Here is a 23,217-nt window from a genome sequence, read left to right on the forward strand (position 1 = left end):
TAATTGTTGCGGTTTACCCGACTTACAGTTGAACACCAGAGAAAGACATAAAGCCTAACGCCATAAGACCTACAGTGATAAATGTGATACCAAGACCACGTAGACCTGGAGGTACGTCAGAGTACTTCATCTTCTCACGGATACCTGCAAGAGCAACGATTGCTAGCATCCAGCCCACACCAGAGCCGAAACCGTAAACGATCGATTCAGCAAAGTTGTAGTCACGTTGTACCATGAAAGATACACCACCGAAGATTGCACAGTTTACTGTGATCAGCGGTAGGAAGATGCCTAGCGCGTTGTACAAAGGTGGGAAGAAACGGTCTAGGACCATCTCTAGAATCTGTACAAGTGCTGCAATTACACCGATAAAGGTGATGAAGTTTAGGAAGCTAAGGTCCACGCCCTCAACTAACGCGTTCTCTCTCAGAACTAGGTTGTATACCAGGTTGTTCACAGGAACAGCGATAGTTAGTACTACCACAACTGCAACACCTAGGCCGAAAGAGGTCTTAACCTTCTTAGATACGGCAAGGAAAGTACACATACCTAGGAAGAAAGACAGAGCCATGTTTTCGATGAAAATCGATTTAACTAACAGACTAATGTAATGTTCCATGACGTCCTTACTCCTTCGCTTCTACTTGTTCTGGTTTCAGAATACGGATTACCCAGATAAGGAAGCCGATTAGGAAGAATGCTGATGGTGCTAGTAGCATTAGGCCGTTAGGCTGGTACCAACCACCGTTGCTCACTAGAGGTAGAACTTCTAGACCAAATAGTTTGCCTGAGCCAAATAGCTCACGGAAGAAACCTACAGTGATAAGAACGAAGCCGTAACCTAGACCATTACCAATACCGTCAATAAGAGATGGTACTGGCGCAGACTTCATTGCGAATGCTTCAGCACGACCCATTACGATACAGTTAGTGATAATCAGACCAACGAATACAGATAGCTGTTTAGAGATATCGTATAGGTAAGCTTTTAGCACTTGGTCTACCACGATTACTAACGATGCGATGATTGCCATCTGAACGATGATACGCACACTGTTAGGAATGTGGTTACGGATCAATGAAACAGAGAAGTTAGACAACGCAGTTACAAATGTTACCGCTAGTGTCATTACAAAAGCTGTTTCTAGTTTAGTTGTTACTGCAAGAGCAGAACATACACCAAGAACTTGTAGCGCGATTGGGTTGTTATCCAATACTGGCGCTAGAATGCTCTTTTTAACGTTTTGTGCACTAGACATTAGTTAAGTTCTCCGTCACGAACTTTTGCTAGGAAAGGACCAAAGCCCATATCACCTAACCAGAAGTCAAATGTGTGTTGAACACCATTACTAGTGAGCGTCGCTCCTGATAGGCCATCAACACCGTGCTCAGAACCTTGCGGTGCGCCGCCTTTCACGACCTTAATCGCTGGCTGGTGATCTTCATTGTACAATTTCTTGCCAATGAATTGATCGCGCCATGAAGGGTTCTCTACTTCACCACCAAGTCCAGGAGTTTCACCTTGCTCGTAGTAAGTAATAGCAGACACAGTGTTACCATCAGTTTCAACGGCTACAAAGGCATACATCATCGACCATAGTCCTTTACCGTGCATAGGCAGGATAACTTTTTGGACTTCATCTTGATCTTTTACAAGGTACACCACTGCTGTATTCGCGCGACGACGGATATCAGCTACGTCTTCTTCTGGTGTCAATGCGATTGAACGTTCTGCATCTTTTGATGCTTCACGTTGATCGTACGTAGATGCATTACCCTCAGTAAAGTTACCTGTTTCAAGGTCTACTAGACGAGGTTCGATGTACTCAGCAAATAGCTCTGGTACTTTCTTACCGTTTGCGTCAATGCCTGCAACTTCAACGATCTTTGATTGCTTATCTAGGACAGCGTTAGCTTTTTGCTTATCACGCAGACCTACTGCTGCTGTTGATACGATGATTGAACAAACAAGGCTCAACCCGATAACAACACCCAGCGTCTTTTTAATGCTGTCGTTATTACTTGCCATAGCGTGCTAGTCTCCGCTTGATGTTCTTCTCAATCACTACATGGTCGAACAGAGGTGCGAATAGGTTCGCGAATAGAATCGCCAGCATCATACCTTCTGGGTACGCTGGGTTAACTACACGGATCATCACACACATTGCACCAATCAGGATGCCGTACCACCATTTACCTTTGCTAGTAAATGACGCTGATACTGGGTCCGTTGCCATGAAGAACATACCGAATGCAAAACCACCTAGAACAAGGTGCCAGTGCCATGGCATATTAAACATTGGATTAGTGTCAGAACCGATCACGTTAAACAGAGTCGATACTGCGATCATACCGATCATTACACCCGCAATGATGCGCCATGAAGCGATTCGCATGTAAACGATCATCGCTGCACCGATCATTAGAGCTAGAGTCGATACTTCACCAATTGAACCAGGGATGTTACCGATGAACGCGTCCATCCAAGTGATAGGAGCGCCAGTTACTGTGTTAACTAGAGCACCGTTACCACCTTGAGCCCATTGGCTAAGAGCAGTTGCACCAGAGAAGCCGTCAGCTGCAGTCCATACTACGTCACCCGAAATTTGCGCTGGGTAAGCGAAGAATAGAAATGCACGACCTGCAAGTGCAGGGTTAAGGAAGTTACGACCTGTACCACCGAAGATCTCTTTTGCTACAACAACACCAAATGTGATACCTAGTGCCGCTTGCCATAGAGGTAGCGTTGGTGGAACGATAAGTGCGAATAAGATAGAAGTTACAAAGAAACCTTCGTTAACTTCGTGTTTACGCACCATACAGAACAACACTTCCCAGAAGCCACCAACAATAAATACTGTTGCGTAGATTGGCAGGAAGTAAGTCGCACCTAGTAGCATCTTACTGCCAACACCCGCTTCCGCACCGATAGTGCCGCCAAGCATTTCTGTTAGCCAGTAGTGCCAGTTACCTGCGATAACTGTCGCTAGTTGGTCACCAGCGTACATGTGGTTAAGTGCTGCAATAGCTTGGCCACCTGCGTTGTACATACCCCAGAACATTGCTGGGAATACCGCAAACCAAACCATGATCATGATACGTTTTAGGTCAACGCTATCACGAACGTGCGAGCTTTTATTTGTTACGATACCTGGCGTGTAAAAAACTGTTGCTACAGCTTCGTACAGGGCAAACCATTTTTCGTGTTTGCCTCCAGGCTCAAAATGATGCTCGATGTCTTCAAGAAACTTTTTAAGAGCCATGAAAATTACCCTTCCTTCTCGATAGTATCTAGGCATTCACGAAGTAACGTACCGTACTCGTACTTACCTGGACATACAAAGGTACACAATGCTAGATCTTCTTCATCCAGTTCAAGCGCACCCAGTGCTTGAGCACTGTCTGTGTCGCCGGCACATAGATCACGAAGCAGCAAAGTAGGCTCCATATCTAGAGGCATTACGCGTTCGTAGTTGCCAATTGGAACCATTGAACGATCACTACCATTGGTCGTCGTTGTCATATTGAACAACTGACCTTTGAATACGTGACCAAGGAAAGAGCGAGTTACCGAGAACTTATTCTTACCAGGCATTGCCCAGCCAAATAGTTCTTTTTCACGGCCTTCACGTAATACAGAAACCTGTTGATGGTAACGGCCAAGGTATGCGTGTGGACCAGTTGCATGTGTACCTGTTAGTACTGAACCAGAGATCACACGAACTTCGCCAGGCATCAGCTCGTTATCTGTTAGGTCATCTAAGCTTGCACCCATTACGGTACGAACTAGACGAGGGTTATTCACAACTGGGCCAGCTAGAGACACAACACGATCTGTGCATAGCTCACCAGTTAGGAACAGCTTACCGAACGCGATAACGTCTTGGTAGTTGATGCTCCATGCCACATTATCTGCATTTACTGGGTATAGGAAATGCATGTGGGTGCCAGCAAGACCTGCTGGGTGAGGGCCATCGAAGACGTGTTCTTCTACGTTAGACTGTGAAGAGCGTGGCAAGCTAGTGCCAGATTTACATACGTAAACCTTGCCTTCTGTCAGGGCTGAAAGAATGTCTAGACCAGCAATGAATGCTTCTTGTTGCTCATTAATGATCAACTCAGGCTTAGCTGCTAGTGGATTAGTATCCATTGCAGTTACGAAAATAGCCTTAGTAGAAGACTCGATTGCAGGAACCTTGCTAAACGGACGAGTACGTAAAGCGGTCCATAAGCCAGAGTCAACCAACTGAGTCTTGATCACTTCACGATCTAGACCTGAAAGTTGAGCGGCTTCGAACTTATCAAATGTCACCTGCTCTTCACCTGCCACTTCAATCACTACAGATTGAAGGACACGTTTAGCGCCACGGTTAACTTCGATCACTTTACCGGCTGCTGGTGCAGTAAATTTCACGCCTGGGTTCTTTTTATCTTCAAAAAGAACTTGCGCTTTTTTCACTTCATCACCAACGCGGACATGCATGGTAGGTCGCATGCCAACGTACTCTTCGCCAAGCAAGGCGACTTTTTTGATGGTCTTACCATCATTAATCACCTGGGATGGAGTTCCTGCGATAGGAAGATCCAAGCCCTTCTTTATTGTAATCATACGCACTTGCACTACTTTTATCGGGAAAAAGATTCTTTTGATTGCGTAACTTTTAGACACGACATCAGTGTCCGGTTTTGATGTTGTTTTAAACATCAAAATCGCAACATCCTATTAAAAATCTCGTCACAAGGAATACGCGAGATTTATCAGGTGCCGTAGTCTAGCATTTTTTAGGAACTTGATGCCATGATCAATCATTAGAATAGAGGGGTTATTTCGGTAGAATCAGGTCTAAAAGGTCAAAGAATAGTCATAACTTTGACCCATCGCACAAATGCCATATTCCATACATATCTTATGGAAAAGTGATATTCATCGCCTGAAATATTCTGCAATTTCCATTCATTTGTTGAAACACTGTTAACACATTTTTTAACCAGAATTTGTGCCACGTTAACGTCCCTAAAGAATGTAAAACGAAAAAAGATGGCCTTAAGCCACCTTTCTCTGCACCTTTATATCTTGCGTTTTTAGTGACCACCACCCATACACATCGGGCTATCAGGGGCGCCATCTTGTTCACGCTTCCACTCTTCATCAGTATATGTATGAATAGCTAATGCATGAATGTGGTTGTCCAGTTCATCTGCCAAAATTTGATGAACTTGACGATGGCGCCCAATCAAACGCTGTCCCGCGAACGAATCACTCACAACAATCACTTTGAAATGACTCTCTGAGCCTGGTGGCACATTATGCATGTAGCTCTCATTAATGACTTTGAGATAGCTGGGTTGCAGCTCACTGTGTAGTTTATTCTCTATGATTTCTTGGATCATATTCGTTCCTCATTGATGCGAATTCCATAAGTATATACCTAAGTAAAGCAGACATGCATCACTCAAACGTCACTCTCATTATTGACGCACTTTGTAGACATATTGTCTCAAGGCGCTTGACTCCACGAACATGTCTAAAGAGCAGCCATCACTGAACTCGTAAAATTTGACAGCTTTTTGTATCTCGACACGTCATCATTTGCGACAATAACACTTAATTTCTAAATCAACTTACATTTAGCTATGAAAACCGAACTGAACCTTCACGAGCGAAGCTTAACACTTCATCGTTTCCCAAAACGTAGTAACGAAACGCTACAAGCGTGGGATGCCGGTGATGAGTATCTTATTAATCATGTTGAAGAGCTTGCTTTGCCAGACAATCAAAACATCCTCGTGATTAATGACAGCTTTGGTGCCCTCTCCTGCTGGTTTTCGGAAAAGCACCATGTAACGCTAATGAGTGATTCATTCATCTCACATAAAGGTGCACAGCAAAATCTCGAGCAAAACCAGTGCAATAAAGTAGCGTTTGCCACCACGATGGACCTCGTTCCTGCCAATATTGATCTCGTCTTGCTGCAACTGCCCAAAAGTAACCGCCATCTAGTGTGGATACTAAGCCAATTAAGAAAGGCGCTACCGGCTTCCTGCCCCGTCATTGCAGTCAATAAAGCGAAAGACATTCATACTTCGACGCTAAAACTGTTTGAAAAATACTTAGGCGAAACAAAAACATCTTTGGCCTGGAAAAAGCACAGATTGGTGTTTTCTCAAGCAACAGTTGAGCCTACGATTGAAGTAATGCCTTTCACGACTTGGCGCGTTGATGGCGAAGATATCGAACTCAAGAACATGCCAAATGTCTATTCAGGAGAAAGTTTAGATTTAGGTGCACGCTTTATGCTGCAGCACCTGCCTCAAGACCCTTCAATAGACAATGTCATCGACCTCGGCTGCGGCAATGGTGTTCTGTCTGTTAAATTTGGTCAGTTGAATCCAAATGCTCGGCTAACATGTGTTGATGAAAGTTTTATGGCGCTTGAGTCGGCAAAACAGAACCTACGCGACAACCTTGGTGAAAATAGAGACATACAGTGCATAGCGAACAATTGCTTGGACGGTTTTAAACACAGCAGCAGCTCTATGGTTATGTGTAATCCACCGTTTCATCAACAACAGGCAATCACCGATCATATTGCTTGGCAAATGTTCTGCGATGCTAAACAAGTATTAAGTGAAAATGGCCGTTTACTGGTTATCGGAAATCGTCACCTCGGGTACGACGCAAAACTCAAACGTCTGTTTGGCGATAAAAATGTGAAACTTATCGCTTCCAACAATAAGTTTGTGATTTTACAGGCTACAAAAAATCCTGCTAAATTAAGCGCAAAATAAGCTTTAGCAAAATAGTTAAAAGGAATAATAAAATGAGAAAATTGGTACTTGCGGCTTCGGTTGCGTTGCTTGCTGCGTGTTCAGCCCCTCAACAACCTCAGCTGAACCTGATGCCAGAAAGCACATTGAGCACCAATCCAATTGTTCAAGGCAAGACTTACAGTTTGACCAGCAAAGATGTACGTGCAGCGCAGTACGTGGCGTTGGTGGATAACGGCCGTTCGAACATTCTTCCTCTTCATGCTAAACAGAATTTACGTATCGCGTTAGAAGAAGCATTAGAGAAGCAATTCTCATCTCAAGGTTTCCATGCGGATCTAAACAGCAACAACGCGATTGAATTGAGCGTTCAAGAAGCGTTGGTCAACGTGAAGCATTCGGTGATGGAAAATGAGATGGATGCTAAAGTTGTGCTGGAAATCACAGCAGAGACACCTGAGGGCAAGCTAGTCAAAACTTATACAGGTACAGCAAAGCGATCTGGCACATTGAGTGCTTCTGATGCCGATATTGAAGAGACATTGAATGATGTGGTGACATTGACGCTTAAAGAGATTGCCAATGACCCTGAGCTTCGTCAATACATGCAGGAGCGTTTCTAATGTTACGCAAAGCGATTCTGTCTTTAGCATTACTCAGCTGCAGCGTTTGGGCTGGGCCAAAAGTAGCGTTTGAAACGACCCTTGGTTCATTTACGGTTGAGTTAAACGAAGAGAAAGCACCTATCACTGTCGCTAATTTTCTGAAATATGTAGAAGATGGGAGCTACGAAGGTACTATTTTTCATCGTATTATCCCAGGCTTTATGGCGCAAGGTGGCGGCTTTAACCAAGATATGCAGATGGTGAAAACATACGCTCCAATCAAAAACGAAGGAAATAATGGTCTAAACAATGACCGTGCTACCATCGCCATGGCACGAACTAATGCACCAAACTCTGCAACTCGTCAGTTTTTCGTCAACTTAGTCGACAATGACTTTCTCAACTATGGCGCTCGACCACCAGGTTATGCTGTATTTGGTGAGGTTACTGAGGGGTTCGACGTTATCCAGAAAATGGCTCAGCAGCCGACCACGACAGTAGGCCGAATGCGTGATGTACCAGAGACGCAAATCGTCATCACCAAAGCTACACTACTTAAATAGCCAAAACGATAAGCCCTTTGAATAATCGAAGGGCTTTCTCTTTCAACGGCTTCATTTTATTGGATTGATTTATGTCTTCATTACCTTCCATCACTTGGTTGGAAACGGTAAAAAGTTACCTCGATAAACGACTCATGTGGGTTTTCATGCTGGGCTGCTCTAGCGGCTTTCCGTGGGTTCTTATCGGTTCAAACATGTCAGGTTGGCTAAAAGATGCCGGCTTGACCCTCTCCGCAATTGGCTATTTTGGTAGCGTTTTTGCGGTCTATGCGATCAACTTTCTGTGGGCACCTCTGGTTGACCGCGTGAAGCTGCCAGTCCTCTTTAGACTGCTGGGGCAAAGACGTAGCTGGATTTTCTTTTGTCAAAGTATCGTACTCGTCGCTACCCTATTTATTGCCGGTGTTAATCCAGCGGAAAACTTGGTGTTTGCGTCACTACTCGCCTTGTGTATTGCAACGGCTTCAGCGACACAAGACATCGCAATTGATGCTTTTCGTATTGATACTTTCCCAAAGTCAGAAGAGTCTAAACTGCCTCAAGCTTCTGCAATGGCGGTCATTGGCTGGTGGACAGGTTATTCACTACCGGGTTATTTAGCGTTTGTTAATGCTGACAGTGTCGGTTGGAATGGTGTGTATTACGGGATGGCGGTGATAGTCGGCATTCTAATGGTCTTTACGATTTTAGTCGGTGAACCGAAGACTCAACGCGAACAACTTCAGTCTGCCGCAGAACAACGCCACAAAGAAGTGGTTGGTTCAAAAGTCGTAGCTTGGTTTACCGTGACTGTTGTAGAACCTTTCCTTGATTTCTTTAATCGCAATGGCGTCCGTGTCGCGATTACTCTGTTGCTGTTCGTTTTCCTATTTAAAATTGGCGAAGCGTTTTTGGGCAGGATGTCGATCGCGTTCTATAAAGATATTGGTTTTAGCAATGAACAAATTGGCTATTACTCCAAACTGATCGGTTGGGGAGCCACCATCTTCTTTACTTTTGTCGGAAGCATGTTCAACGTTAGGTTTGGTATTGTACGTGGATTAATGATCGGCGGTATTGCGATGTCTGCCAGTAACTTGATGTTTGCTTGGATTGCTTCGGTAGGCCCAAACGAGCACTTGTACTTAGCCACGATTATTGTCGATAACTTTACGACTGCTTTCTCAACTGTCGCTTTTGTTTCATTTTTGACGATTCTAACCGGGCAAGCATTTTCGGCAACTCAGTATGCGTTGCTTGCCTCTCTAGGAAACTTCGGACGGACGACTCTTGCTTCTTTCAGTGGCGAGCTAGTGGATTATCTCAATGATTGGAGCACATTCTTCGTGCTTACCGCTGTCATGGTCGTGCCAAGCTTGATTATGTTGTACTCGCTACGACATTACTTTGATGCTCTATTGGAAAAAGCACGTCACAAGCATTAACGAAACATATAAAAAACCACCGAATTCGGTGGTTTTTGTTTTGCGAGATATAAGATAAGAGGTCTATGGGTATAACCCTTTACCAAACATATTAAATATACGTGCCACGCCTTGAGTAAAGATCATCGGCTCAGTCAATACGGTTAAACACAAGCAGTCTTCTCCGGCCTTAGTGTAAGGGCTGTGCTTCACTGATGCGTCTCTAATCATCAAATCGCCCTCTTCATATTGGCCATCCTCGTCACTAAATCCACCATGTAGGATCAATGTAGACTCCAGGCCTTTGTGCGTATGTTGAGGGATTTGCACATCTTCCCCGATGTACATTAAGCTGACACGAGCGTCTTCCCCTAGATCAATCTGAGCACTGAAAACCTTGCCTCCGTAACTTCTCCATGACCCTACGAGGTCAGAGAAACGCGCTAAGGTTTTAGGAAGAGCGAAGCTTTTTCCTGCCACATTAACAGCAGCAGAGTCGCGGATCACGATGTTATCAGTCGCTGGCTCCGCGTTGATGATGTCATTGAACATGTCGTCAAATTCAGAAACATACTCAGAAGGTATGTCACTTACGATGTTCGCTTGACTTGCTTCGACTTGGTTCACATAAGCTCGGCACTTGGTGCATGTTTCTAAATGGGTTGCGACCACAAGACCAGAAACTGCATCAATGCTTCCCGAAGCGTATGCTTCTAACAAGCTGTTATCTGGGTGTTTGTTCATAGTTGCTCCGTATGCATTGAATGCCTTAGCTTTTCTACTGCAAGCCTCAGCCTGGATTTTACGGTACCGAGGGGTATATCAAATAATTCCGCGACCTGTTGATGAGGTAACTCTTCAAGATATACCGCTTGTAAAACATCTCTCTGGTTTTTCGGTAATATATCTAAAAACTTAACCACCTGTTCTTTCAACATATCTTGTTCTGGTGAATAGTGATCAACAAGATCTGGTGGATAATACTCTGACGGCCAAATGTCATCAGAATGAATGTGTAATTCCTTACCTTTCTGTTTTCTCAGCAGATCAAAACAAAGGTTTCGGATTATGGTATATATCCAAGTCGATAACGCGCTCTTTTCACCATCATAGAGGTGCGCTTTCTGCCAAACTGTCGCCATGGTCTCTTGCACCATCTCCATAGCAACTTGCTCATTACCAACATGTTTGTAAGCGAATTGCTTCAGCTTGGGTGCGTAAAAACGGAATACAAAAGCGAACGCATCTTTGTCTCGATCCTTCACTTTATCCATGTAATCGTTCCAATCACTGCGCCCCAGTTTTTTCGGGCTATCACTCATCATAATCGGCCTTAATTTGTGGGAGGAGTCTCCTCCTCCCATTCGTCCTAATCGGTCACGTCATCGACCAACAAGTTGAAACCACCGTTGTTCCCATCATCAATGGCAACGACTTGGTACACAACACCGTTCATTACATTGACTGGTGCTGAGTCAACCGCAACAATACTTGGGTTACCAGCCACTGTTACCGTTACATAATATGTACCTTCAGCGACATATAATCCTTGTACGCTATTTTTATACGCAAAATTAGCAATAGTTGGATCACTTCCATCTATTCCTGCACTCGTAGTGAGGTAGATATCCACCATTTCCGCTATAGGATTAGCCGCCGCGTGTGTCACATTCAATGTCGCGCTAGTCGCCACAGCGCGTCTCATATCTTCAACAACCAGAGCTTCGATATCAATCGCTGGGCTGACAACACCGACTGCATAAACACTGTAATCCATTCCACCTGCAACCATTAACCCGTCAACATCTATGATCGGATTGGTTGTTGTGCCATCCACGTAAACGTCAATATCGTAATCGCCAGCAGCAAGATCCAAATAACCACGAATCTCTTTGAACGCTAAGTCGGCAAGAGGAGCGAAGGCCGCCCCGTTAACGTTGACATCGACGACTGGCGCTCCATCGACAAGGTGTCCGACTCTTACTTCAGCTTGGCTGCCCATATCTTCAATTATAGAAGAGCCCGAACCGTCCAACACCAAGAGTTTGACAGGTGACGTGCTATTCGAATCTCCTGTGCCGATAGCGGCAATCGTCAAGTTGGAGTTAGCCGCAAGAGATACTTTGCCCGAGTCAAAAGCAACGCTGTCTCCTACGGCAAGTCGAACTTGATACTCACCAGCTGGGATGTTCAATACGTCGGTAGAAGCTTTGTAAGCAAGGTTAGTTATTGGAGTCGCGCTAGCAAGAGCAACACCTGGCTCAGTGACATAAAGATCAACAGCAGGAACGCCTGAAGCTGCATGAACAACTTGAACATCTAGACTATTGGCATCAGCCATTGAATCGGCGCTGCGAGTCACAACTAAAGGCTCAACTGGGTTTGGCGAACCATCGGCATCGCCAACAACGAACACGTTATAATTGAGGTCGGAATCAAGATCTAGTTCTGTTTTAGGTACTACGGTCGCGGTTTCATTACCTGGGAGCTGTACATCGACCTGAATCGAATTCATCCCCTCTCGCAATTTAACGTAGCCAGATCCCACACCATAATCAACATTCGTTAATGATGGTTTATCGTTGATCCACACATTTGCAAGCGGCGCATCAGAAGAAGCGTGCACTGCTTGTAAATTGGAATACTCGATAGTGTCACTGTCGGAGCCACACGCCGCCAGTCCTAATGTCGCAACAATAGTTAGCGCAGCTTTATTAAATCCTTTCATATCCTTGCCTCTTTGTTAGTCGGGGCTTCTATGGCTTCTGTCAGAAATTGCAACGCAGGAATACAGTCCTCTGCGCCGACTAGCTGTTCGAACAGATTGCAGTCTAGGGGTAGTAACTCAAGCCAACGCTGAGTAACCCAAGCAGAGTCATCGTAAAAACGATGCTGGTAGAGGCTTCCAAGTTGAGGAAACTCTTCATAAACATGGGATAACTGCTGGCTTAAAAAGAAGAAATCTGGTGAGTTGTCTAGATGTTGCCAATTGTCTAACCATTCAACCTCTGCATGACGTAAGCCATCCGCATCTGCACGGACGCGTTTGACAACAAAGCGTTGCTCACCAGCAACTGTAATACCAAGAAGGCCATCACTGAGTGTTTCAAAATCAACGATCCTGACCAAAGTTCCGATAGATGAAACGTTACCCACGTCTTTAGGGTCACCTTCACTTCCTACTAGGCAAACTCCAAAGCCCACATTTTGTAGGCTGCATTCCTTTACCATTCGCTTATATCGTGGCTCAAAAATGCGCAGATTCATTTTACCTTCAGGGAGTACAACTGAAGTGAGTGGGAATAACATGACTTCTTTCATTCAAACGTCCTCTTTGATTCACGGATACATACGAATCCCTTATCACTCCGATCACTAACGATTTATGTTGGTTAATCGACTGGCTTAAAAAGTCATAAAATCGCTTACGCAAACGATCCAAATCACATATTTATTGCAATCAAATGCAACAAACAAAAAGTTCCGTAAATAAAGATAATTTCGTGACACAACTCACCAAAAACGTTCAATTTTGCACCCTTTATCACTTTCATTTGGGATTTTTATCGCTATTATTCCCGCCAATTGGAAAGCGCAGCATAGATTGCGTGTTCTGAATCATTACAAACATAGAGAGTCCCCTTATGCGTAAATCACTTTTAGCTCTTAGCCTTCTAGCGGCTACTTCAGCTCCAGTTATGGCGGCAGATTACTCTGACGGCGATATCCACAAAAACGATTACAAGTGGATGCAGTTCAACTACATGTACTCAATTGATGAAATGCCACGAGTTAAAGGCGCTGACGACAACGCTCACGATTACCTAGAAATGGAATTTGGCGGTCGCTCTGGTATTTTCGACCTATACGGTTACGTAGACGTATTTAACCTAGCGACTAAAGATAACCAAGATAAGTCAATTGAGAACGGCGCTCCTGACAAGATGTTCATGAAATTTGCACCACGTATGTCTCTAGATGCCGTAACTGGTAAAGACCTATCTTTCGGTCCAGTTCAAGAGCTATACATTGCATCTCTAATGGAATGGGGCGGTAACAACGGTGGTGTAAACAACCAGAAAATCGGTTTAGGTTCTGATGTAATGGTTCCTTGGTTAGGTAAAATCGGCCTAAACCTGTACAGCACTTACGATGGCAACAACAAAGGTTGGAACGGTTTCCAAATCTCGACTAACTGGTTCAAACCATTCTACTTCTTCGACAATGGTTCATTCATTTCTTACCAAGGTTACATTGATTACCAATTCGGTATGGATGATGATGCTGGTAACAAATTTGGTACTACCGCGTCAAACGGTGGTGCAATGTTCAACGGCATTTACTGGCACTCAGATCGCTTCGCGGTTGGTTACGGCCTGAAAGCATACAAAGAAGTATATGGCGTAAAAGACGGTCTACAAGTCGCTCCAGGTGTTGAGCTAGAATCGACTGGTGTAAGCCACTACCTAGCTGTAACTTACAAGTTCTAATTGAACCACTAAGTTTGCTCAAAAATGGCGCCTTTCGGCGCCATTTTTATTTGCTTTCCTTTTTTCCCTCATTATCCTTGCAGCAAACCTTTTTAATGAGAGCGTTTGGTGAATATCCTTATCCTCGGTCCAGGTGCGGTGGGCTCACTCTGGGCAACAAAATTTAAGCTTGCCGGGCACAATGTTTCATTGTGGGGAAGAAGTTCTGAAAGCCAACAATCACTTCAGTTGGATGACACACCCGCAACCGCATTCAGTAATCAAGATATTTCCTCCGTAAATAAAGCGGATCTCATTTTGATCACGGTAAAAGCTTGGCAAGTGGAAGACGCCATTCAGCCTTTGCTCCCTCATATCAATACAGACACGATTATCATGCTGATGCACAATGGTATGGGTACTGCCTCTGCCTTGGAGAAGGTTGTGCCAAACAATCCGATAGTGCTCGCAACAACGACGCACGGCGCATACAAACCAGATAACCAACACGTATTGCATACCGGTCACGGAACAACGCAAGCGGGTGGTTATAATGACAAAGGAATGCAGTGCACTTTTCTGAAAGATGTTATGCATAATGCCCTTCCAGAGGCCATTTGGAATCCACACATCCAATCTGCGTTATGGACTAAGTTAGCAATTAACTGCGCGATTAACCCACTGACTGCGATTCTCCAGTGTAAGAATGGTGAACTTGCGAAGCCCGAGTTTAAGATACAACTCGAAAGCATCACTCAAGAACTGGTTGAAGTAATGAGTAAAGAAGGTATTGCTATCGAGTTTCGCTCTCTTTTCGATACGGTAATGCAAGTGGTGAACGCCACAGCTGAGAACTATTCTTCAATGAGACAAGACGTATTCCATCAGCGTCGAACGGAAATTGATTTTATAACCGGATACTTGTTAAAGGCTGCCGAGAAACATCGCATCAATACGCCTGAGAATTTAAAACTTTACCAACGCATCAAACAAATAGAACAAAGCTGGACAGAACAATGAGTAAGAAAATCTTAGTGCCAATCGCTCCGGGCACCGAAGAAATGGAAGCCGTCACCGTTATCGACATGATGGTTCGCGCGGGTTATGACGTTACGGTAGCGAGTGCTGCTTTTGATGGCTCATTGACGATGAAAGCTTCTCGCGGAGTCACACTAACAGCCGATTGTAAACTGGTCGATATTGCTGATGATGAGTTTGACGCCATAGCGCTTTCTGGTGGTGTTGGTGGTGCAGAAATTTTTCGTGATAGCACGGTGATGATAGAAATCCTTAAGCAGCACATCTACGAGGGAAAATTGGTCGCTGCTATCTGCGCAGCACCGGCGTTGGTATTGCAACACCATGATCTTTTCCCACAATCACTGATGACCTGTCACCCGAGCTTTCAGTCACATATCCCGGAAGAGAAGTGGCGCAGCAAACGCGTGACCTTTGATATCAACCACAACCTGATCACTAGTCAAGGTCCGGGTACAGCTTTAGAGTTCGCGATGGAAGTAATCATTCAACTCTCAGGTAAAAAACACGCATGGTCAGTTGCTGAACCAATGATCCCTCTGCCTACTCTGCACTACCACAAGCTTGGTGAAGAATAATGTTTGACGTAAATGCTGTACGCGAGCAATTTCCTGCTCTAAACCAATCCGTCAACGATACGCCCTTAGTGTATCTAGATAGCGCAGCGACAACGCAAAAACCGCAATGTGTGATTGATGTCATCAGTCATTACTACAGTGCGCAAAATGCCAATGTTCACCGTGGCAGCCACAGTTTAACGGCTAATGCCACCAGCCAATTTGAAGCGGCACGAGAACGAGTGGCAAGCTTTATTGGTGCAAACAGCTCTAAAGAGATCATTTGGACACGGGGCGCAACCGAAGCACTGAACTTAATTGCTCAAACCTACGCCCGTAGCACGTTACAACCAGGTGATGAGATCTTGATTAGCGAGATGGAGCACCACGCCAACATCGTGCCCTGGCAAATCGTGGCAGAGCAAACGGGTGCTAAAGTCATTAAAGTTCCGATGACATCAGATTGCCAGTTCGACATCAGTGCATTTGAGGCGCTTCTGTCTGACCGCTGTAAACTTGTTGCTTGCGCGCAAATAACCAACGTAACAGGCACACGCCAACCTATAGAAAAAATCACTGAACTGGCGCACAACGTTGGCGCGGTTATTGTAGTTGATGGCGCGCAAGGCATCGTACATGAGCAACTTGATTTATCGGCATCAGATATCGATTTCTACGTTTTCTCAGGTCACAAACTTTATGCACCAGCAGGCATTGGGGTTTTATACGGCAAGCTTGAACTTTTGGAAGCCATGCCACCATGGCACGGCGGCGGTAAAATGGTTGAACGCGTTTCTTTCGAAAAAACGACGTTTTCTGCACTTCCTGGAAAATTTGAAGCGGGCACACCAAACGTTGCGGGCGCGATTGCTCTAGCGAAAGCCATTGAGTGGTACCAAGGTTTTGACCATCACGAAGTAGAGACTCATCTCCATGCGCTTCAGGATAAGGCCTACCAAGCACTAAGCGCTTTGGATGACATCCATATTCTAGGCTATCAACCGAATGCCTCTGTACTGACCTTCGTAATGGACGGCGTTCATCACCAAGATATTGCGACGCTGCTCGATCAACAAGGCATTGCGGTACGAGCAGGACACCACTGCGCTCACCCATTGATGGATGCGCTAAATGTGAAAGGCACGGTACGCGTCTCTTTTGGTATTTATAACACGACGAGCGATGTGGAAAGACTCATCGCCGCCGTAGAAAAAGCCGTCGACATGCTATAACGCCAACGGTTTGATTTGGAGTAACCAACAAGGTTACTCCATCTGCCTATCCAGAGTCGCCACGCAATTTCTGCCATTTCTTTTCGCAGCATAAAGCGCTTTATCTGCATGCGCATACAAACGTTTGGTGGTTTCATTTCTGCCTATTTCCACCACGCCTACACTCACCGTGACCGGAATTTCAATCTTTTCAAATTCGAACTGACAATTTTGAATGTGGGAACGTACTTCCTCTCCTACCTCTTTCGCCGCCGACAGAGAAGTTTCTGGCAAAATAATCGCAAACTCCTCCCCTCCGACTCTTGCAAAAATTTCGTCTTTGACGAGTAAGTGAGAAACCAAATCAGCTAAGGTCTCTAAGACATAATCCCCCGCATCATGACCACGTTTATCATTGATGACTTTAAAAAAGTCCAAATCAAACAATAACAACGCGGAGTGATAATCTGGAGCTTGGGATTTAATAACTTCTTCTGTGAGCTTTTCGAAAAAAACACGTCGATTGTAGATGTTGGTAAGAGCATCAATTTGGCTTTGATGGCGAAGAAGGGTTTCAACTCGGTGGCGATTGGAGATGTTGCGTGTAAGAATAAGGACAACGCGACGACCCCGGTATTTTATAGCGAGTGGGCAGATCTTGCCTTCGTAGTATAGGTCGCCTCTTGGTCCACTGTTGGCATCTATTCCCTGAATGCTGTCGGCGCACATCTTGTACTCGATCGTCACAATACTGTCTTGTTTCAGTGATCGACTGATCTGCTCGATAAACCAGTCGGCTTTATCTTTTTCAAGTACACCGTGAAGTGTCTTACCTATCAAATTGCTTCCATCGTGATAGGCTTTTTTATCTGTTCCTCCAAAAACATCAATATAGATACCATCTTCACTCAGAATAAAAGTGGGGTCTGGCATTCCGGATAACACGTCTTGCGCATGTTCCAAGGTGAATTGCATATAGGGAGGTTCCTAGCATTTGTATCTAAGTAACCCAATCGCTTCCAAGTGTGTTTCCACATTGGGGAATAGGAGCGGATGGGGCATATGTCTATTATCTAATATAGACAAATTTTAAATACAATTGAGTTTATAAAAACCAGGTGGGCAATATAATGAACCAGGATCAATAGAATGGTTAATTAACGCTAAAATAGTCGACCATTTGCATACTTTTTATCCATATGCAAAAAATATCTCAACTCAGATACAAAAAACGCCAAACAGCTAGGCTATTCGGCGTTTTTTAAGAGTTGGAAAAATAACTCGTTACACGGCGACTTGCTTAATCTGCTCTACAATAGCTTTCAAGCCATTACCACGTGACGGGCTTAAATGGGAGACAAGCCCCAGCTGATCAAAATAAGCATCAATATCAAATGCTTGAATTTGATCGGCCGTTTTACCGTCATAAGCTGCCATTACCAAGGCAATCAATCCACGGACGATACGCGCATCGGAGTCCGCACAAAAATGCCAAACGCCATCTTGCTCTTGGCTCACTAACCACACCAAGCTTTCACAACCCGAAACGGTAACTTGTTCTGATTTCAGCTCTTCTGGCATTTGTGGCAGCTTTTTACCCCACTGAATCACCTGACGGTAACGATCTTCCCAGCCTTGAAATTGCTGCATAGTCGCTACAATGTCTTCGCTGGTGATATCTGTACCAAATGGAGAAACGGGAAAATCTGTCATGATGCGCTCTTCTTCTAGTTTACTGCTTATATTTTGAAATCAACTTCTCAACGATTCGCGATACCGCGACAAAGCCAAACGTTGCAGTTACGACAGTCGCCGCACCAAAACCGCTAGCGCAATCCATACGTTTTGGACCTTCCGCTGTCGACTTCACACCACACACTGAACCGTCTGCTTGAGGGTACTTCAGCTGCTCGGTTGAAAACACGCAATCAATACCAAACTTACGAGCCGGATTCTTAGGGAAGTTATGATGACGACGCAAGGTGTCTTTGATTTTCTTCGCTAGAGGATCTTGGATCGTTTTCGTTAAGTCAGCGACCATGATCTGCGTTGGGTCAACCTGACCACCAGCGCCCCCCGTGGTGATCACTTTGATCTTGTTGCTGCGGCAATACGCCAACAAAGACGCCTTCGCTTTTACGCTGTCAATCGCATCTAGCACGTAATCAAACTCTTTGCTTAAGTACTCATGTTGATTGTCTGGCGTGATGAAATCATCAATCAGATTGACTTTACACTCTGGGTTGATCAATTTGACACGCTCGGCCATCACTTCAATTTTGCTTTGGCCAACGGTGCCCGTCATCGCATGAATTTGGCGGTTAATATTCGTGACACAAACATCATCCATATCAATCAGAGTCAACTCACCGATCCCAGTACGGGCCAGCGCTTCGACCGCCCATGAACCCACGCCACCAATACCAATAACACAAACGTGTGCAGCGCGAAGAATGTCCACTTCACTGTTGCCATAAAGACGACGAGTGCCGCCAAAGCGTTGATTGTAGCTGTCAGATGCTGGGGTATCGAGTTCACGCATATTGAAGTCCAGATGATCGATAGAAAAACAAAGAGTGCGATTTATACGCACTCTTTGATGAAATGTCTAGATAAGAGGCGGTTCCTCTTTCTTGGATGGCTATTGTAGCTTTTCTGGCGGCAAAGCCCAAGGCGCTTGAGTTGGTGAGTTTTCCAGCCCAAGTTTCCAAACTCGACCAAAATGCTTGTAGTGCCCTGCTTCCGTTCCTGCTCTCGCACCAATGCCATGATACAGATCCAAATGGTTCTGTTTTACAGCACCACCAGTGTCTAAAACGATCAGCATTCGCAGTTGATGCGCACCACTCCACGTACCATCGGCATTCAGCAGTGGCACTTCCGCCAAGATTGGAGTCCCCATTGGTAAGATAGAACGGTCACCCGCGACCGCGGCCATTGGCAACAAAGGAATACCAGCCGATCCCGTTACTGGCGCTTCCGCTTTTGGCGCAAAGAAGACGTAAGAAGGGTTTTGCTCCAACAACTCGCGTACTGTTGCGTCGTCGTTGTCCATTACCCATTCTTTAATCGCTTTGAGAGACATTTTTTCACGCGGCACTTCACCACGTTCAATCAAAATGCGGCCAATACTAACGTAAGCTTTATTATTTTTCCCTGCGTACGCGAAGTACTCCAACGTATCATCATCTTCAAAATGCACATAGCCACTGCCCTGCACTTCCATCATAAACGGGTCAATACGGTTAGGTGCATAACCTAGCACTAAACCTTGGCCATCTAATGCCCCGTTGTAGATCTCCGCGCGAGTCGGACAATCTGATGAGCAGTTTGGCTTGCCATAAACTGGGTACTTAAAAATGTCGTTTGGTGTATGACGCAGTTCCATCACGGGAGAAAAGTATCCGGTAAACAGCACATTACCTTTTTTATCACCACCACCCAATTGCGCGGCTTGAATGCCAAACGCACTCAACGCACTGGTATCTCCGCTCTGTTGCGCCCACTCACTTAATCGTTGATATAGCGGTTGGTACATCTTCGCCATGGATGGTGACTTTATCACCACTTGCTCAGCTTGCTTGTTAAATTCAGTAAAATCGCGTGGTTTGTTAGACTCAACCACATCCACTTGATTGAGGATCTGAGGAAACTCACCATCAAGATATTGCTGAGCACGATCATTTTGTTGAGCACAGCCAAAGAGTAGGCTCAAAGAGATAATAGGAAGGAGTTTTTTTAACACGTGTCTTTTCCGTAAAAGAGAATAGCAAAAGGATGGCAAACAAATGCATACGGTGCAATTGAAAAGCAACGACAAAATGTTTCAACGCTAAGCCAATCCGTTTACTCGTTGTAAATTCATTCAGTTAATGCAACATGATAACAGCGGAAGAATTACGGAATTGTCCGGATTATGTTTGGAAGTAAAATTTACTGATTGAGAGATGAAATTGTGATCATCCATATGGCTCACAGACGCAAGAGAGCTCTGCTTAAAAGACAATAATAAAAACGACTATCTTACCGCTATCCTTGCACGTCCCTCTAAACGGAATACAGGTAGATAATGAGCATTGGCATCCAGCTTCATTTCTGCATGCTGCTTACCCACAAAATTGAAGTGCCGCTCATTTGAACCCACTCGATACGAAAACGAATCCCCATCGAATTCAAAACTGGTCGCCACTGTAGAACCATTTACGGTAACACCGCGCTCACTCAACACAAATTCTTCACGAGCATAAGGCGCAACATCTTGCTCAACCCAGCGACCATAAATTGTCGATTTGGGAATGGGCGGATTAATGGTTCGAGTAATCAAATCACTATACAGCATGCACACGACAACGGTTCCAACTATCGCTATAAGCATGAGAGAACGCTCTAGCCACTTACGAAGCATTGATTTAGATGACGTTTTTGACAGATTTGAAGCAGTGATCGCAGCATTCTTATTAACAGCAGAAGACATGAGGTTCACGTATTGAGGAAAGACGCCACCATTGTAACCTTCCCTCTTAACGGGACCAAGAACCTACCTCAATATGTTTGTGCTTTATTCCAAAATTTCGCCTTGCCACTCAATGAATAAAAAGGCATTATTTTAACATAATTAAACAAAGGAATGGCTGTAGTGAAAATTCGTAGTACTGCTCTCGTAAAAGGATTCCGTCAATCAACACCTTATGTCAATGCTCACCGCGGAAAAACCATGGTGATCATGCTGGGCGGAGAAGCCGTCGCACACAAAAATTTTGGCAATATTATTAATGATATCGCACTCATGCACAGCCTCGGAATCAAAGTCGTGGTGGTGTATGGTGCACGTCCTCAAATTAATCAGCTGCTAGAAAAACAAGACCTCACTACGCCTTACCACAAAAATATCCGCATTACGGATGAATCGGCTTTATCTGTTGTTATGCAAGCTGCCGGACAACTTCAGCTTGCGATTACTGCGCGCCTATCAATGAGCCTCAACAATACTCCGATGGCAGGTACCCAGCTCAATGTCGTTAGCGGAAACTACATCATTGCCCAACCACTCGGCGTTGATGATGGTGTGGACTATTGCCATAGTGGACGTATTCGCCGCATTGACACCGACGCGATTAATCGCACGCTCGACCAAGGCTCTATTGTGCTACTTGGCCCCATTGCGAGCTCTGTGACTGGCGAGTGCTTCAATTTATTATCGGAAGAAGTCGCCACCCAACTAGCGATAAAGCTGGGTGCGGATAAGCTGATTGGTTTTTGCTCCGAACAAGGTGTCATTGATGACAACGGCAATGCTGTCGCCGAGTTACTGCCAATTGAAGCGGAGCATGTCATCAAAACGCTCTCTGAAAATACGTCTCCTGACCTAGATTACAACACTGGAACACTGCGCTTTCTTAAAGGATCTATTGCCGCTTGTCGTGCCGGAGTGCCTCGTAGCCACTTGATCAGCTATAAAGTGGATGGAGCCCTAATTCAGGAGTTGTTCTCTTTCGACGGTATCGGAACCCAAGTCGTTATGGCGAGCGCTGAACAAGTGAGGCAAGCTAATATTGACGATATTGGCGGTATCTTAGACCTCATTCGCCCGTTAGAAGAACAAGGTGTACTGGTTAGGCGCTCTCGAGAACAGCTAGAGCAAGAGATTGGAAAATTTACCATCATCGAAAAAGACGGCTTGATTATTGGCTGTGCTGCCCTTTATCCATACCCAGAAGAGCGCAAAGCTGAGATGGCTTGCGTAGCGATTCACCCTGACTATCGTGATGGGAACCGAGGTTTGTTACTGCTCAACTACATGAAACATCGTTCTAAATCCGAAACCATTGATCAGATTTTTGTCCTCACGACACACAGTCTGCATTGGTTCAGAGAGCAAGGTTTTTACGAAGTCAGTGTCGACTATTTGCCCGGAGCCAAACAAGGGCTATATAACTTCCAGCGTAAGTCAAAAATCTTAGCGCTAGATTTGTAGCTTAACCTTAAATCACGAAGCAAAATTTAACGCTCCGCTATACCAAAACCTCAAGGTGCGGGATTCAGCTCATTAACGCTCAATCCTGCACATCGAGCTTGTTTAGGAACGAGTTTGTTTAGGAGTAAGGCCACACATAAACCCCTACTCCGGACTAGCGAGTCATCATATAAACACCAACTTAGAAATACGCAAACCATTGCTTGATTTTCGTTCCAATTTTACCTTTTAAATATACATTTGGTTGGCTATACTCTGCTCGCTAGTGATTGGTTTTTAACCAATACGAATGGATCTAGGTGATGTAATGTAGCCTTCACCCTAAAATACTGGGCAATTGAAAAACTAGTTAGCTCCGTATTGCACACCAAGGACAGTTGTTAATCTGACTTTAAATAAGCCGAGACGAGCACTGTTATGAGAACAATCATTTGTAATTCGCTTCAAAGCTTCTGGGATATGGCTGACAATCAGTTTTTAGAAGGCCTAGACGTCCACTGTGTTTTCCCCGTAAATGACGCTATCCGAGATTTTATTCTTGCTTATCAACAGCAATACAAAATACGCAGCGTGTCTTTTACCAATGCGTTTGCAAAACATGCATAAAAGAAGACCGAGCCATAAGCTCG

At 44.8% G+C, this 23,217-nt stretch carries 25 protein-coding genes; 10 read left to right on the forward strand and 15 right to left on the reverse strand.

The window, feature by feature from the left end:
• Positions 1-22: 22 nt before the first annotated feature.
• The 6 genes from nqrE to bolA form a co-directional block, all read right to left on the reverse strand.
• Positions 23-619, reverse strand: coding sequence for an NADH:ubiquinone reductase (Na(+)-transporting) subunit E (nqrE, locus tag R7E00_RS08140; RefSeq protein WP_005380270.1), 597 nt, complete (start codon positions 617-619; stop codon positions 23-25).
• 7 nt (positions 620-626) lie between these two features.
• The gene (locus R7E00_RS08145) at positions 627-1,259 is read right to left on the reverse strand and encodes an NADH:ubiquinone reductase (Na(+)-transporting) subunit D (RefSeq protein WP_005380269.1); all 633 of its coding nucleotides are present in this window, start codon (positions 1,257-1,259) and stop codon (positions 627-629) included.
• Entirely contained in the window at positions 1,259-2,029 is a 771-nt protein-coding gene (locus tag R7E00_RS08150) for a Na(+)-translocating NADH-quinone reductase subunit C (protein ID WP_005380267.1), read from the reverse strand. Before R7E00_RS08150 ends, R7E00_RS08145 begins: the two co-directional genes overlap by 1 nt.
• Entirely contained in the window at positions 2,019-3,263 is a 1,245-nt protein-coding gene (locus R7E00_RS08155; protein ID WP_005380265.1) for an NADH:ubiquinone reductase (Na(+)-transporting) subunit B, read from the reverse strand. The genes R7E00_RS08150 and R7E00_RS08155 overlap by 11 nt, the downstream gene beginning before the upstream one ends.
• A gap of 5 nt (positions 3,264-3,268) precedes the next feature.
• On the reverse strand, positions 3,269-4,609 hold the full coding sequence (locus tag R7E00_RS08160; RefSeq protein ID WP_213908246.1) for a Na(+)-translocating NADH-quinone reductase subunit A: 1,341 nt from the start codon (positions 4,607-4,609) through the stop codon (positions 3,269-3,271).
• A 473-nt stretch (positions 4,610-5,082) separates the two neighbouring features.
• The gene (bolA, locus tag R7E00_RS08165; RefSeq protein WP_258481792.1) at positions 5,083-5,391 is read right to left on the reverse strand and encodes a transcriptional regulator BolA; all 309 of its coding nucleotides are present in this window, start codon (positions 5,389-5,391) and stop codon (positions 5,083-5,085) included.
• A gap of 243 nt (positions 5,392-5,634) precedes the next feature.
• Here bolA and R7E00_RS08170 point away from each other — a divergent pair, with 243 nt between their 5' ends.
• The 4 genes from R7E00_RS08170 (at position 5,635) to R7E00_RS08185 (ending at position 9,360) form a co-directional block, all read left to right on the forward strand.
• On the forward strand, positions 5,635-6,789 hold the full coding sequence (locus R7E00_RS08170; RefSeq protein ID WP_005380260.1) for a methyltransferase: 1,155 nt from the start codon (positions 5,635-5,637) through the stop codon (positions 6,787-6,789).
• Between the two features lie 32 nt (positions 6,790-6,821).
• Positions 6,822-7,391, forward strand: a complete 570-nt coding sequence (locus tag R7E00_RS08175) for a YajG family lipoprotein (protein ID WP_005380259.1) — start codon at positions 6,822-6,824, stop codon at positions 7,389-7,391.
• A complete protein-coding gene (locus R7E00_RS08180) occupies positions 7,391-7,936 on the forward strand; it encodes a peptidylprolyl isomerase (protein ID WP_005380258.1) in 546 nt (181 codons plus the stop codon). Before R7E00_RS08175 ends, R7E00_RS08180 begins: the two co-directional genes overlap by 1 nt.
• Positions 7,937-8,007: 71 nt before the next feature.
• Positions 8,008-9,360: an AmpG family muropeptide MFS transporter gene (locus R7E00_RS08185; RefSeq protein WP_005380257.1), complete on the forward strand. Its 1,353-nt coding sequence runs from the start codon at positions 8,008-8,010 to the stop codon at positions 9,358-9,360.
• A gap of 63 nt (positions 9,361-9,423) precedes the next feature.
• Here the strand turns inward: R7E00_RS08185 and R7E00_RS08190 are convergent, their stop codons facing one another.
• The 4 genes from R7E00_RS08190 to R7E00_RS08205 are packed head-to-tail and all read right to left on the reverse strand — an operon-like array spanning position 9,424 to position 12,660.
• A complete protein-coding gene (locus R7E00_RS08190) occupies positions 9,424-10,083 on the reverse strand; it encodes a ChrR family anti-sigma-E factor (RefSeq protein WP_005380256.1) in 660 nt (219 codons plus the stop codon).
• Positions 10,080-10,664 carry an RNA polymerase sigma factor gene (locus R7E00_RS08195; protein WP_017636022.1) on the reverse strand — a complete coding sequence of 195 codons (585 nt, stop codon included), beginning with the start codon at positions 10,662-10,664 and terminating at the stop codon, positions 10,080-10,082. The genes R7E00_RS08190 and R7E00_RS08195 overlap by 4 nt, the downstream gene beginning before the upstream one ends.
• A 44-nt stretch (positions 10,665-10,708) precedes the next feature.
• Positions 10,709-12,067: a DUF4397 domain-containing protein gene (locus tag R7E00_RS08200; RefSeq protein ID WP_085569841.1), complete on the reverse strand. Its 1,359-nt coding sequence runs from the start codon at positions 12,065-12,067 to the stop codon at positions 10,709-10,711.
• Entirely contained in the window at positions 12,064-12,660 is a 597-nt protein-coding gene (locus R7E00_RS08205; protein WP_017636020.1) for an LON peptidase substrate-binding domain-containing protein, read from the reverse strand. The genes R7E00_RS08200 and R7E00_RS08205 overlap by 4 nt, the downstream gene beginning before the upstream one ends.
• Positions 12,661-12,983: 323 nt before the next feature.
• On the opposite strand from R7E00_RS08205, the gene R7E00_RS08210 reads away from it, so the two are divergent.
• The 4 genes from R7E00_RS08210 (at position 12,984) to csdA (ending at position 16,635) form a co-directional block, all read left to right on the forward strand.
• Positions 12,984-13,829: an outer membrane protein OmpK gene (locus tag R7E00_RS08210; RefSeq protein WP_005391741.1), complete on the forward strand. Its 846-nt coding sequence runs from the start codon at positions 12,984-12,986 to the stop codon at positions 13,827-13,829.
• 108 nt (positions 13,830-13,937) lie between these two features.
• Positions 13,938-14,828, forward strand: coding sequence for a 2-dehydropantoate 2-reductase (panE, locus tag R7E00_RS08215; protein WP_262606235.1), 891 nt, complete (start codon positions 13,938-13,940; stop codon positions 14,826-14,828).
• The gene (locus R7E00_RS08220) at positions 14,825-15,424 is read left to right on the forward strand and encodes a DJ-1 family glyoxalase III (protein WP_006742560.1); all 600 of its coding nucleotides are present in this window, start codon (positions 14,825-14,827) and stop codon (positions 15,422-15,424) included. Before panE ends, R7E00_RS08220 begins: the two co-directional genes overlap by 4 nt.
• Positions 15,424-16,635, forward strand: a complete 1,212-nt coding sequence (gene csdA / locus R7E00_RS08225) for a cysteine desulfurase CsdA (RefSeq protein ID WP_262606236.1) — start codon at positions 15,424-15,426, stop codon at positions 16,633-16,635. The genes R7E00_RS08220 and csdA overlap by 1 nt, the downstream gene beginning before the upstream one ends.
• Before the next feature lie 33 nt (positions 16,636-16,668).
• Here csdA and R7E00_RS08230 read toward each other — a convergent pair whose 3' ends face one another.
• From R7E00_RS08230 to R7E00_RS08250, 5 genes are all read right to left on the reverse strand, one after another.
• Positions 16,669-17,589 (reverse strand): GGDEF domain-containing protein, encoded by a 921-nt coding sequence (locus R7E00_RS08230; RefSeq protein ID WP_025768228.1) that lies wholly within the window; start codon positions 17,587-17,589, stop codon positions 16,669-16,671.
• A gap of 309 nt (positions 17,590-17,898) precedes the next feature.
• Entirely contained in the window at positions 17,899-18,327 is a 429-nt protein-coding gene (gene csdE / locus R7E00_RS08235) for a cysteine desulfurase sulfur acceptor subunit CsdE (RefSeq protein WP_054728416.1), read from the reverse strand.
• Between the two features lie 19 nt (positions 18,328-18,346).
• Complete coding sequence (tcdA, locus tag R7E00_RS08240; RefSeq protein ID WP_005391724.1) at positions 18,347-19,156, reverse strand: tRNA cyclic N6-threonylcarbamoyladenosine(37) synthase TcdA; 810 nt, start codon at positions 19,154-19,156, stop codon at positions 18,347-18,349.
• 99 nt (positions 19,157-19,255) lie between these two features.
• Complete coding sequence (gene mltA / locus R7E00_RS08245) at positions 19,256-20,359, reverse strand: murein transglycosylase A (RefSeq protein WP_012841480.1); 1,104 nt, start codon at positions 20,357-20,359, stop codon at positions 19,256-19,258.
• 273 nt (positions 20,360-20,632) lie between these two features.
• A complete protein-coding gene (locus R7E00_RS08250; RefSeq protein WP_005380234.1) occupies positions 20,633-21,088 on the reverse strand; it encodes a DUF2850 domain-containing protein in 456 nt (151 codons plus the stop codon).
• A gap of 162 nt (positions 21,089-21,250) precedes the next feature.
• On the opposite strand from R7E00_RS08250, the gene argA reads away from it, so the two are divergent.
• Together argA and R7E00_RS08260 are read left to right on the forward strand one after the other, a co-directional pair.
• Positions 21,251-22,588, forward strand: coding sequence for an amino-acid N-acetyltransferase (argA, locus tag R7E00_RS08255; RefSeq protein ID WP_012841478.1), 1,338 nt, complete (start codon positions 21,251-21,253; stop codon positions 22,586-22,588).
• A gap of 417 nt (positions 22,589-23,005) precedes the next feature.
• A complete protein-coding gene (locus R7E00_RS08260) occupies positions 23,006-23,194 on the forward strand; it encodes a hypothetical protein (protein ID WP_005380230.1) in 189 nt (62 codons plus the stop codon).
• Positions 23,195-23,217: the final 23 nt, after the last annotated feature.

The organism is Vibrio sp. Vb1755 (assembly GCF_033338635.1).
Lineage (GTDB): Bacteria > Pseudomonadota > Gammaproteobacteria > Enterobacterales > Vibrionaceae > Vibrio > Vibrio alginolyticus.